This is a genomic window from Microcystis sp. LE18-22.4A (assembly GCF_027531105.1).
Classification (GTDB): domain Bacteria; phylum Cyanobacteriota; class Cyanobacteriia; order Cyanobacteriales; family Microcystaceae; genus Microcystis; species Microcystis aeruginosa.
The window spans coordinates 1-11,714 of sequence record NZ_JAPZRB010000584.1 but is presented as its reverse complement, the minus strand read 5'-3'; the positions used below and the strand labels follow the sequence as shown (position 1 = coordinate 11,714).

At 44.1% G+C, this 11,714-nt stretch carries 11 protein-coding genes; 6 read left to right on the top strand and 5 right to left on the bottom strand.

The annotated features are described in order from the left end of the window. Positions 1 to 200 precede the first annotated feature (200 nt). The gene (locus O9295_RS25040) at positions 201 to 1,112 is read right to left on the bottom strand and encodes an RluA family pseudouridine synthase (protein ID WP_288036002.1); all 912 of its coding nucleotides are present in this window, start codon (positions 1,110 to 1,112) and stop codon (positions 201 to 203) included. Positions 1,113 to 1,891: 779 nt separating this feature from the next. Here O9295_RS25040 and O9295_RS25035 point away from each other — a divergent pair. Together O9295_RS25035 and nblR are read left to right on the top strand one after the other, a co-directional pair. Then, positions 1,892 to 2,401 carry a hypothetical protein gene (locus tag O9295_RS25035; protein ID WP_061431388.1) on the top strand — a complete coding sequence of 170 codons (510 nt, stop codon included), beginning with the start codon at positions 1,892 to 1,894 and terminating at the stop codon, positions 2,399 to 2,401. 41 nt (positions 2,402 to 2,442) lie between these two features. After that, complete coding sequence (nblR, locus tag O9295_RS25030) at positions 2,443 to 3,132, top strand: response regulator transcription factor NblR (RefSeq protein ID WP_288036001.1); 690 nt, start codon at positions 2,443 to 2,445, stop codon at positions 3,130 to 3,132. Positions 3,133 to 3,313: 181 nt separating this feature from the next. On the opposite strand, the gene O9295_RS25025 is transcribed toward nblR, so the two are convergent. Next, on the bottom strand, positions 3,314 to 4,111 hold the full coding sequence (locus tag O9295_RS25025) for a glutathione S-transferase (protein ID WP_002798699.1): 798 nt from the start codon (positions 4,109 to 4,111) through the stop codon (positions 3,314 to 3,316). Positions 4,112 to 4,473: 362 nt separating this feature from the next. On the opposite strand from O9295_RS25025, the gene O9295_RS25020 reads away from it, so the two are divergent. The 3 genes from O9295_RS25020 to O9295_RS25010 all read left to right on the top strand — a co-directional run bounded on the left by O9295_RS25020 (position 4,474) and on the right by O9295_RS25010 (position 7,462). Beyond that, on the top strand, positions 4,474 to 5,682 hold the full coding sequence (locus O9295_RS25020) for a hypothetical protein (RefSeq protein WP_288036000.1): 1,209 nt from the start codon (positions 4,474 to 4,476) through the stop codon (positions 5,680 to 5,682). 33 nt (positions 5,683 to 5,715) lie between these two features. Continuing rightward, on the top strand, positions 5,716 to 6,708 hold the full coding sequence (locus O9295_RS25015) for a pentapeptide repeat-containing protein (protein WP_288035998.1): 993 nt from the start codon (positions 5,716 to 5,718) through the stop codon (positions 6,706 to 6,708). A 286-nt stretch (positions 6,709 to 6,994) separates the two neighbouring features. Then, a complete protein-coding gene (locus O9295_RS25010; RefSeq protein ID WP_079209596.1) occupies positions 6,995 to 7,462 on the top strand; it encodes a pepsin/retropepsin-like aspartic protease family protein in 468 nt (155 codons plus the stop codon). Here the strand turns inward: O9295_RS25010 and O9295_RS25005 are convergent. Further along, entirely contained in the window at positions 7,457 to 9,118 is a 1,662-nt protein-coding gene (locus O9295_RS25005; RefSeq protein WP_288035997.1) for a M14 family metallopeptidase, read from the bottom strand. The two genes, O9295_RS25010 and O9295_RS25005, sit on opposite strands and share 6 nt — an antisense overlap. Before the next feature lie 72 nt (positions 9,119 to 9,190). Between O9295_RS25005 and O9295_RS25000 the strand changes: the two genes are divergently transcribed. After that, entirely contained in the window at positions 9,191 to 9,403 is a 213-nt protein-coding gene (locus O9295_RS25000; RefSeq protein ID WP_002751038.1) for a hypothetical protein, read from the top strand. Here O9295_RS25000 and O9295_RS24995 read toward each other — a convergent pair. Next, complete coding sequence (locus O9295_RS24995; RefSeq protein ID WP_002758959.1) at positions 9,400 to 10,146, bottom strand: circadian clock KaiB family protein; 747 nt, start codon at positions 10,144 to 10,146, stop codon at positions 9,400 to 9,402. The genes O9295_RS25000 and O9295_RS24995 overlap by 4 nt on opposite strands. Before the next feature lie 90 nt (positions 10,147 to 10,236). Next, on the bottom strand, positions 10,237 to 11,553 hold the full coding sequence (locus O9295_RS24990; protein ID WP_288035995.1) for a type IV pilus twitching motility protein PilT: 1,317 nt from the start codon (positions 11,551 to 11,553) through the stop codon (positions 10,237 to 10,239). Positions 11,554 to 11,714: the final 161 nt, after the last annotated feature.

The following is an 11,714-nucleotide window of genomic DNA, read 5'->3' as shown; positions in this document are numbered from 1 at the left end:
ATTATCATACTTTGTGCTTTTTGTCAAAAAAACTTTTTTTTTGCAATAAAACTACACAAAAAAAAGATCATCGGTGTGGGTGATATTGTCTGTTTTTGCGGTGGTGATTTGGGTGAGCGGGGGGGGGGGGGGGGGGTTGGGGGGGGGGGGTGGGGGGGGGGGGGGTGGGGGGGGTGGGGTGTGGGGTGTGGGGAGTTTTCTCAGTGAACTGATAACTGATAACTGATAACTGATTCCGGCGGCGCTGGACAACAAATAGAGATTCTTTCCCCTGTACTGGGATGATTAAAAACGATTTGATTGGCATGGAGATAATAACCACAATCTCCCGGGACTGCATCCGGTCGCGGTAATCCCCCCAGACCATACAAGGGATCACCGATTAAAGGATAGCCAAAAAAGGCCAGATGAATGCGAATTTGATGGGGTCTGCCCGTAAAAATTCTTACTTCTAATAGGGTACTATCGGGATGTTTTTTTAAGACTCGACCATCACTGCGGGCCGATAACCCATCTGTGAGCGCACCGTAAACATGGCCTAAAATGGGATGGGCGATTTTCCCGATCGCTTGATTAATAGTAAAATTATCTGGTATGTCGCCCTGACCAACTAAAGCTCGATATATTTTAGTAATTTTCCCCTCCCGCATCTGTTGACTCAATTTAGCTCTAGCGGGCTTTGATTTAGCCATTAAGACTATGCCCGAAGTGCCGCGACCAAGACGATGAATCGGATAGGGAGTGACATCGGGATAATGCTGATGTACCAAATGGATAAGAGTATGTTCGAGAAATCCACCCCCCGCTAACACCGGTAATCCCGAAGGTTTCGCCACCACTAACACCTCGGCATCCTCGTAGAGTACCTCAAAAAAGAGCGGCACATCCGGTTCTGTCCAAGGCGGGCGCTGATAGGTCAATTGCTGCCCGATTTCCAAGACTGTATCGGGGCAAGCGGGACGACCGTTGACTAGAATTGCTGCCGATAAAATGCGATCGAGCCATTCTTCTGGGCTAGAATGGCAATATTTGCCCGTATAGTAAGCTAATAAGCTTAATCCTGCCTGATTTTTGCTAACTTTATCTCGATAAATCCAGCCTTGATTGGGCATTGGGGAAGTGGGGTGTGGGGTGTGGGGTGTGGGGTGTGGGGTGTGGGGTGTGGGGTGTGGGGTGTGGGGTGTAGGGTGTGGGGTGTGGGGTGTGGGGTGTAGGAAGAATAAATAAAAATAATCTCCTGACTCCTGACTCCTGACTTCTGACTCCTATCTCCTAACCCAATATTCGACAAAGATAAGCAAAAATTATTTATTGACTCCAAAAGCTTGAGAATATTTAAATTAACATTCCGCAATATTTACAAATTCTTAAGAATTAATTGAGAAAGATTTTTATTTAACAACGATGTTACAGTGGTAACAGCGATTTTACTGAATTTCATAATGGGTTATTCTTGGCTTTTTTGGACAGCAATGGTTGAAACCCTTGCCACACCTACAAGGTAATCCCAATTAAGACAGGTAAATCAGTCAATTTCACCCACAACGATGATCTTTTTTTTGTGTAGTTTTATTGCAAAGAAAAAGTTTTTTTGACAAAAAGCACAAAGTATGTAGGAGTAGTTATGGCAGAGTGGGAAGTGGGGAAGTGGGGAAGTGGGGAAGTGGGGAAGTGAGGAAGTGGGGTGTAGGGTGTGGGGTGTAGGGTGTAGGGTGTAGGGTGTGGGGTGTGGGGTGTGGGGTGTGGGGTGTAGGGTGTAGGGTGTGGGATGTAGGGTGTGGGGAGACGGAGTAGGGGAGCAGGGAGAAAAAACTGATGACTGATGACTGATTACTGATAACTGATAACTGATAACTGATAACTGACCCCGCATAGATTTTTACTTAACTTTATGTCTTTGGTAATTTGTCCGGGTTTTCATGATTCTAGACTGACCGAGGATTTTTTAGGACATCTGGGGAGCCAATCGGTCAAATTACGTTCCTATATTATTATTTCGCCTTTTTCTTGCTTAAATGAAGCTTTTTCACCGGGAGAAGCTCTAACCTTGATTGGGTTTAGTGCGGGGGTGGTAAATGCGATCGCTTTAGCTCATTATTGGCAAGCTCAAGGGGCAAAAATTGCCGCTTTAATAGCTCTGGACGGGTGGGGAGTGCCATTAATCGGTAATTTTCCCATTTATCGCCTTAGTCACGATTATTTTACCCATTGGAGTTCCTGTTTATTGGGTAGCGGTCAAGAAAATTTTTATGCAGATCCACCTGTAGATCATCTTAGCCTCTGGTCGTCCCCCGATCGAGTGACCGGTTGGTCTATCAATGGTAATTTTGTCCAACGCACCACAGCGTTAACTTTTTTATTAAATCGGTTAGGCAAGAATCAATTAACTATAATTAGGTAGTCCCCTCCCTATCTTTCCTATTTCTTTACCGCTGCTGATTTATGAGTACATCCGTTCCGAGTTCTTCAATTCTCTTGGTGGGAATTGAGGAGAATATCGCTAAACTAGCTAGTGCGGACTTGAAAGAAGCAGGTTATCGTCCCCTGATCGTGCCTAGCATTGATATCGCTTTCCCAGAAGTGAAAAGTTGGCAGCCAGCGATGATTATACTCGATCGCTTCCTCGCAGCGGAGGCCGGTGTGAATTTTTGTAGTCGTTTACGTTCCCAGGGAAGTCGCGTTTATATTATTTTGTTAGTATCTCAAGAAACCCTAGAAGAACGTCTCGCCTGTTTGGAAGCGGGAGCCGACGATTATTTTCTCAAACCCTATAATTCGCCATCTTTTCTCAAATTAATCCGTTTTTACCTGCAACCTCTGGAAATTACCCCCGAACAATTGGGTTTCGGTGACTTAGTATTAGATTTAGCCAGTCGTCGTCTCTCCTATAAAAACAAAAATATTGAGTTGACGATGAAGGAATTTGAACTGCTGCGCTACCTCATGATTCACCCCAAAGAAGTATTATCGAGGGATCAAATTCTCGAAAATGTCTGGGGAGACGAATTTCAAGGAGAATCAAACGTTATTGAGGTGTATATTCGCTATTTACGCCTGAAGATGGAGGCTGGTGGTCAAAAACGCCTCATTCATACCGTGCGTGGTGTGGGCTACGTTTTACGGGAATCTTAACAGTAATCAGTAATCAGTGATCAGTAATCAGTGATCAGTAGATTGCTTTTATTTAATCTCCCCACACCCCACACCCTACACCCCACACCCCACACCCTACACCCCACACCCTACACCCTACACCCCACAACCTACACCCTACACCCTACAACCTACACCCCACCAGCCTAGTCAAGCGCTGCTATTCAATCTGGATGGAGTTGGGGGAATCGATAGGAGGGGTGGAACTTCCCGGGGTGATAGTTTGACGGTATTGACTATAAAGACGGTCGCGCCAAGCAAAAAAGCCCTCGTAGGCGCTATTATCGGCTAACCCCGGAATCCCCTTGCCTTGCAATTCCCTGGGTAAGTTGAGATAGGAACCCTGGGGAAACTGAAGCAGCACACTTAATCCCGCCACGGCTAAATCGGCTAAAGTGGGCTGATCCCCGACTAAATAGGGACGATTGGTTAAAATGAGGTTCAAAGCCTCTAAATCCTGTTGTAGCCCCTTTTTCGCTGTATTGATAGCATCTTTTCCCAGACCTACACCCGCCCCCAAAATATCAATTAATTCCCCCGGCATGGAACCCAGCAACAAGCGCATAAAACCGGGAGTTTCCTGGGGTAAAAAAGCGGTACGAAAGTTTTGATTTTGGGCAAAAGCGCCGAGAAAAGCGGTTCTTCCCTTTAATCCCAGGGATTCATCAGCCCATTCTTCGATTAATAAACATTGACCCCGTTGTAGGGGATCTGTGGGGATAATTGGTTTTTCAGGATACTTGCGATCGAGATAAAAAGCAATCTCCGTCGAGTCAGCAATATAAGTATCGCCATCCTTGAGGACGGGAACCTGTCGCTGTCCGGAAAGACGGAATAATTCCAATTGTCCCACCCCCGGCACCACGTCCCTTTTTTTATAGGCAAGACCTTTATAGTCGAGGATGAGACGGACTTTCTCACAATAGGCAGATAATTCAAATTGGTAGAGTTCTAGCATGGGATGATATGGCCTCTCGATAAATCAGTTTCTCCCTGATTACTCTAACCCTATCGGGCATCGGTCGTCTAAACTTAAAGACTTTACTCCGATTTTGTCCGAACATTTGTACTAAAAAAGAGCCAGGCGAAAAAATCATCGTTTGCTAATTTGAGGAATTAGGCTGGGTACTCTTAGGGAAGATAGACCAGATCCGGCAACCCCAACTCAATAGTGCCACGCTTTTAGGTTAGGATATTTTCAGGCACTAAAAGCGAGGAATAACTTATATATTCTGGTAAGCTGACTCGCGAGAGACCAATAGCATACCGCTATAGTAGAGGCGTGCGAGGGCTGGCTCTTTTCTCGGATCAGAGGTTACTATGCAATTATCCATCGACGTTTTTAATGATGTAGTTCGCTATCTCGACAGCCACGAAGAAAAATTACGGATCAAAAAATTAATCTTTTGTATCTGTAAAAAATATTGGGAAAATGAGCCTAATATTTTGAACACTGTGGCTATGGAAGACTTGGTGAAGGAGTTAGTGCAACTGAAAACCAATAAAGAACAATTAACTTTTTCTGTTTATAAATTAGTTAAAACCCTCAATCGTCCTAAAGTTTATCTGGGAGTAGCCACGGTTATTATCGAGCAAATCAGTCAATTATATAGTAATATTGCTGCCGCCTACGACAATCAATTATTACTGGTAGAGCCAGAAGTTAACCCTAGCTTCACCACCGTTAATAATGATGTCAACAACGAGGAAGATAATTTATTAAGACAGGTGGTTAGTGGAATAGAAAATCATCGAGAGACAGCGAGAATTCAAAAATTAATGTTTGCCGCTTGTAAAAATCGTTGGGAAAACGATCAAGCGGTGATTAATAATTATGGCTTAAAAAATATTGTTTTAGAACTTCAGCGAAACAATCCCAATTTCCTCAGCTTGCGACAAACTCTCAAGCAAATTGCCGAAAATATTAATAAAAAAGCTCTCTACCTAGCCCTAGCCGATATTATTCTTGCCCAACTAGAGCCTCTCTACGATACTGATAACGATGACGAAGAAGAGGATAATGAGTCAAAAAGTCAAATCTTGAACAATCAAATAGTTCATCTAAAGAATGATTCTGATTCTGCGGCTAAAACCACATCTTTCTCCCCCTCTAGAAGTGAACCTGTGGATTTTTCCTCTTCGATCATCAATCTAAATGAACCGCAATTAGTCATGGAATTGCCCTTTGCCGAGCCGGCTTACTCAAATAACAACCCCAGTAATTCCCCAAAAATTCCCGCCTACGACCCCTTTGAAATTCGTTTAGAAATTTTCCAGTATGCTAATCCTTTACGAGCCAAAATATTGATTTTCTCGCTCCTATTTCATCCTTGGAATCGGAGCGATCAAGATTGGTCAACTCTGCGAAGTTATACCCTAGAAGATTTACTACAACAACTCATCCAAAGTGGGAAATCTCTCAAGGATATCGAAGTTCAACTATACAATATTGCTCAAACCCAAATGGATACGGATGCTAACGTTCAAACCGCCAGTATTCTGGTGCAAACTTTACAAAAAATTCTTTAATTTTTTACCCAAATTTATCTGGATATTCTACCTATGAAACCCAACGAATTAATTGCACGTTATGCCGAGGGAGAAACTCAATTTAGTGGCTTAAAATTACCCGGAGTTAATTTAGTTGGTGCTGACTTAATTGGCATTGTTTTAAATGAAGCAGATCTGCACGGAGCCAATCTTCTCTTTACCTATCTTAACCGGGCTAATCTCGCTCAAGCTAATCTTGTGACAGCTAATTTAAGCGGTGCTAGTCTCAACCAAGCTGACTTAAATGGGGCAGATTTACGCAGTGCCAATTTACACGGAGCGATGCTACAAGGGGCTAATCTTCGTGATACCGATATAACCCTAGCGACGTTACTTGATGCTAACTTAATCGGGGCGGATTTACGGGGGGCTAATTTAAGTGGTGCTAACCTCACTGGTGCTTGTTTGCGGGGAACAAATATGCGTCAGGAAAAGAAAAATCATAACACTAATTTACAAGGAGCTAATTTCTCCTGCGCCGACCTGCAAGGGGCTAATATGAAAGGGGTTGATCTGGTGCGAGCTAATCTAGTAGGAGCCAATTTAAAGGAGGCTAATTTGTGCAATGTTGACCTCAGAAAAGCGGATTTAACTAATGCTAATCTCCAAGATGCTTTACTTACTGATGCTAATTTAATCGGGGCGCATTTAGTGGGGGCAAATCTAGCGGGAGCCAATTTAGTGCGGTCAAAAATGACCGATACGGAAGCAATGCAGGCAAACTTCCATAGTGCAATTATGACTCAAATAAAATTTGATCGAGCTAATCTTAGTCAAGCTAATTTTCAAGCAGCAAGAATGAATCATGCTGACTTAAGAAGGGCTAATCTTTCAGGAGTTAATTTCAGCGAAGCAGATTTAGTCGATGCTTTCTTTGCTAGAGCAAATCTCACCGGTGCCGATTTAAGTAATGCTAATCTAACTCGTGCCGAGTTAATGAGTGCTAATCTGATGGGAGTTAACTTCCGCGGTGCAATTATGCCCGATGGCCGGATTAATAATTAAAATTACTTAGGGTTGGCTGAATAAATCTAAAAACCTTGTTTGGTAAGACTTTTAGACTTTTTTTCCCTCAAAAAGTGCCTACCATTGGAGTGATCGGGGGTAAAATCCCTGGACTTTTTCCCTGAAAATTAGGTAATTGACCCCCTCAAAATCGGTAAAACCCTACACCCCACACCCCACACCCCACACCCTGTCCCCACGAAAAACTTTTTGCCGCAAGCCCTACTTAGACATTGTTGTTGGCAATTATTCCGGTATAATTGAAGGTAGAATTGAGGGTAATCTTATGGTTGAGCCAGCAGTTATTACAGAAGATATGGGCAAAATCTACACCACCATTACAGTTATCAATCGAGCGGATCAAATTTTAGCGGCGGCGGCGGTGATTTCTCCCGATCAAATTCGCTCTCTTACCCTAGAAAATGTCTTGGTGGATACGGGGTCAACCACTCTTTGTCTAGTGCCGGAAGTAGTCGCCCGCTTGGGTTTACAGCTTTTAAAAGAAGTAGATGTGGCTACGGCTAAAGGCATAGGAAAAGCGAGAATTTTTCGCGATGCCACCTTGATTATCGCGGGACGGGAAGGAACTTTTGAATGTTTGGAATTACCCGGGGGTCAAAACAATTTATTAGGAGTAATTCCTTTAGAAGCTTTGGGATTAGAACCGGATCTTCGCAGCCAAAAATTGCGAGTTTTACCCACAGAATCCAAGGAGACTTATTTAACAATTTTATCGAACAAAATAGCTCTATAAAATCACTTTTTGTCTGACTGTTCCTGCTCTTTCAGCTATAGCGATAATCTCGATTTCTTGACCAGAAACTCCCTTAATCACCCATTCCACCGTACGGCGATAATCTAAACCGTGAGCAAGACTACTATATACTTTATTTGATCGCCCTTCTAAGTGACCGATTTCCTGCTCTAATTTTCCCACTATTAAACTCACCTCATCGGCTAAATTTAACTTGACTTGAATGGGACGAACAATCTTTCTTTCCAGTGCCTTTTTACTGGTATAAGTGGGTAAGAATCCCTGATTTTCCAACTGTAAAACCAGATGATAAATACCATTGCCCTCCGACTTAAGATCAAGACGAGAGATAGCTAAAAGAGGTGACATTAAAGCATGGGCAATAGTAAACTGACATTGTTTCTCACATAAATCCGGTAAATACTTTTCTGGGGCATTTTGCCAGACATTTTTAAAGTCCCAACCGCCAATTTCCACCTCTCCCAATTGGGGGTGATCAAAACTTTGCCAATTAATAAAACCCTTTCCCGCTAAATTCTCATCATTCCAATGCTGTAATTTCAATTCATCTTCAAAAGGATGCCAGCGAAACCATTGAATATAATCATCTTTTTTCACTCCCGCTTGGGTGGGTGCATCCCATAACTCCACCGTAAAACCATACCAACCAAAATGATCGTAACCGTAATCATCCATGGCACCGTTAGTCACTTCTTTGGGATGATAACGAAAATCGTGATAGACAGAAACGCATTCATAACCAGTCATTGCTTTTCCCTTGTCAGCAATATATTTATACATTTCTAAGTCTTCCACGGGGAAATATTCATCGGGATGGGTGCTATAGGGACGCAACATGACTGCTGAATAGGTATGATAGGTAACGAAGCCATTAATATTGGTGTTATTTGCCCAAAATTCGGCTTCTGCACGGGTTTCTGGCTCCGAAAAAGGAAAATCTCCGGCCCCCTGTTGTTCCCCTTCAGGAACCCAATAAACGGGATAATTGCGGTTAAAATCCAGGCCCTCTAGGGTGGGGGCAGTGGTAAAATTATAGCCATCGTAATCGCGGATTAAACCTTCGGTGAGCAAAGTGTAAAAAGTTCCTTCAAATTCCTCCGGTTCGCGACGCACCATAATGCGAGGATCTTGTTCAGAAATTTTCCAAGCGCCACAGGTATCTTTTTGGCGCATTTGTAAGATTAAACCATCGCCGTTAATATCTTCAGGATATAGCCCCGGTTTCTCATCCGTGTGGGGATAGGGGCGAATACTCGATCGTAACATATAGGGAGTGGTGAGATATTTTTCTGCTCCATCCACGGCTAATCGCGGCAAAATATAGACAGTGTAATGGTCAAGAAGTCTGGTAATTGGGGAATTATGACCGTATTGGCGCAAAAGATGAGAGATAGTGTAGAGAGCGACGGCAGAGCCGGTTACTTCCCCCGCATGGGTGTTAGCATCAATCCAATAGGCAGGTTTTTCTAAATAGGGGCCTGTGGCTTGATTTGTTAGGGTAGTTAACCAGATATCTCGATTTTCGTAGCTTTTACCGATCGAGGTGAGGCTAATTAAATTAGGATAGGATGAGGCTAGGTTTTTCAGGAAAGAAACTAATTCGGCGTAGGGGTAATAGTGGCTAAAATCAAACATAATCTTCTGCAACTAAAAAAAAGGAGTCTCGGGTTAATTTGAGAAAATATAGGATAATAACAGTAAACAACTATGGATAGTCAAGATATCGCTCGCTATATCGAAGAAACTAACGGTATTTCTAAGCCTTGGCTGTTGGTGCAATTGCGTCTCAAAAAACTGCAAGAACGTCGTGCCAGTCTTTCCCAACAGGAATATATCCAAGAATTGGATGATATTCAGCAAGACTTAATGAAATTGGGCGAATGGTGGCGAGGAATCGAGTCAGAAGTCTTTAAACCCTAAGCGGTGGCGATAATCTGTAATACTCGCGGTAAATCCTCAAATTCGCCGATGATGCGTTTCACCGGTTGCGGCCAAACCCGGACTAAAGTGGGAATAGCAGAGACATGATTAGATTCTGCTTGTTCTGGATGCTTAGAGATATCGATCACTTTCAGGGTATAGGGATGGTGTAATTCTCGCTCTAGAAGCTGATGGATCGATTCTAGGGTGTGTTTAGTATTGGCATTATTACCGGAGACAAATAACCGCAAAACATAACCCTTGGGACTAGGGTTAGTATAGTCAGAGTCAGCACTAATCCCCGAAGTCGTTGCGGGGCGCTCCTGATAACGGAGAATCAGATCGTGGGATTGCCAAAGTTGGGGAAACTGCTGACGATAGGTTTCTAAGATAGTGGGATTAGAGGATTGTTCCTGCCAAGGTACAGTAAACCAAGCTCGCTCGTCCGTGGCGAAAATAGCATTTAATAAAGGCTGATAGCGACGGACAAGGGGATAGACTTCGGCTCTAGTATGAATACGGTGACTGTAGGGATCTCGCCAGCGATCGATGGTAGCGGTAAAACTAGGAACTAAAAAATGGGGGGGTTCTGGCAACCCTAAAGCGGACTGGAGAGCAGCGCAGAGATTCAGATGCCAATGAGTTTGTTTATCAGGATCGATACAGTAAATCAGGTCGCCCCCGGGGGTAAACAGGGCGATGCCTTTAAAAATATCGGGCAACACAATCGCGGAAGTGGTCACTTGAGGGGTTCCCCTAGGGAATCAATAGGAGCTTCTATTTTTCTAGACTACTAAACTCTTGACCCCTCAAGGATTTCCTTCAGGGTTTTTCTAGATTCTACCCCGCAGCATCATCGCCATTTCATTGGGAACCGGGGACATTTCCAGGGCGACCTCATCGCTAATCCGTCCCTCTTGATAGAGGTTAAACAGAGATTGATTAGTGGTAATCATGCCATGGTATTCGCCATCTCTCATTAATTCGATAATTTCGTCATTTTTGCCGCTGCAAATGTAATCTTTGACGGTTTCTGTGTTGACGAGAATATCGTGAAAAGCGGTCCGTTTACTGTCGGTGGTGCGACATAAACCCTGGGAAATAATACAAACCAAGGATTCTGCGATCGCCACCCGCATCGATTCCCGTTCCTCGGCGGTATAAAGAGTTAAAATCCGCTCCAGGGTTTTAACGGCGCTGTTGGTGTGCAGGGTTCCCATAACTAAGTGACCAGTTTGGGCAGCTTTCAGGGCAGTATTAACGGTGGATTTGTCCCGCATCTCCCCCACCAGAATAATATCTGGGTCTTCCCGCAAAGAGGCTTTTAGGGCATTATCGAACTCATGGGTGTGTATTCCCACTTCCCTTTGTTTGATCAAACTGCGACGACTTTGATGGACAAATTCGATCGGGTCTTCGATGGTGATAATATGTTTGGGGTGTTCTTTATTTATGTAATCGATCATGGCTGCTAGGGTGGTGGATTTCCCTGAACCCGTCGGACCGGTGATTAAAATCAATCCCTTATGCACATCGCACACATTCCGGAACACAGCCGGTAAGCCCAATTGTTCCACAGTGAGGATTTTCATGGGAATTAGACGCAAAACCATCCCCGGACCGCGCAGACTTTCAAAGATATTAATCCGCACCCTAGCGAATTCGTACTGAGTTGCACCATCAAATTCTAGGTCTTTTTTAAAGCGAAGGATTTCTTCTTCACCGAGGATTTCCCGTAACCAACTATAAAAAGTGTTGATGTCAATTTCAGGATAGTTGAGAATAATCATTTCACCACGATCCCGCATCCGGGGTTGTTCTCCAACTCCTAGGTGAACGTCCGAATAACCCCGATCAAAGGCCATCCGGATCAAATGTTCTAAGGTGGGTTGATTGGGAGCGCGACCCGGCCGGGGTGGGGTTTGGGGAGAAGCAGCCTGACTGGGAGCGCGATTTTGGGGAGGACGTGGGGCGGAAATTTGACCATTTTGCGGCATATTCGGCACGTTTTTGCTCGTTGTCGCCACCTGTTGGCTCATTTCTTGAGTTGTCCCCTTGCTGGTTCCCGTGATTTCTGAGGGAGGCATCGGCAGGGAGGGAACCGGCAGCGGCTGCAGTGGTCGCGAGGAAGAATTGGGATTTTGACTCATGAGCAATAGGGGGTTTTTTCTTTACCGAAAAATTGGGTTTAAAGCCTCGCCCTTTTAGGGCGACTTTATGTGATGTATGATATTAAGAATAGCGGGCCGGGTAAGCAACCGCTTAAAAAACCCAGTCATCGCAGGATGAACGCACCTTGAAAACTAGAGTT

Bases quoted from the DNA above. Each gene is read 5' to 3' on its own strand.
- O9295_RS25040 (WP_288036002.1), bottom strand. From the start codon at position 1,112: ATGCCCAATCAAGGCTGGATTTATCGAGATAAAGTTAGCAAAAATCAG.
- nblR (WP_288036001.1), top strand. From the start codon at position 2,443: ATGAGTACATCCGTTCCGAGTTCTTCAATTCTCTTGGTGGGAATTGAG.
- O9295_RS25020 (WP_288036000.1), top strand. From the start codon at position 4,474: ATGCAATTATCCATCGACGTTTTTAATGATGTAGTTCGCTATCTCGAC.
- O9295_RS24990 (WP_288035995.1), bottom strand. From the start codon at position 11,553: ATGAGTCAAAATCCCAATTCTTCCTCGCGACCACTGCAGCCGCTGCCG.
- O9295_RS25025 (WP_002798699.1), bottom strand. From the start codon at position 4,111: ATGCTAGAACTCTACCAATTTGAATTATCTGCCTATTGTGAGAAAGTC.
- O9295_RS25000 (WP_002751038.1), top strand. From the start codon at position 9,191: ATGGATAGTCAAGATATCGCTCGCTATATCGAAGAAACTAACGGTATT.
- O9295_RS25015 (WP_288035998.1), top strand. From the start codon at position 5,716: ATGAAACCCAACGAATTAATTGCACGTTATGCCGAGGGAGAAACTCAA.
- O9295_RS25010 (WP_079209596.1), top strand. From the start codon at position 6,995: ATGGTTGAGCCAGCAGTTATTACAGAAGATATGGGCAAAATCTACACC.
- O9295_RS25035 (WP_061431388.1), top strand. From the start codon at position 1,892: ATGTCTTTGGTAATTTGTCCGGGTTTTCATGATTCTAGACTGACCGAG.
- O9295_RS25005 (WP_288035997.1), bottom strand. From the start codon at position 9,118: ATGTTTGATTTTAGCCACTATTACCCCTACGCCGAATTAGTTTCTTTC.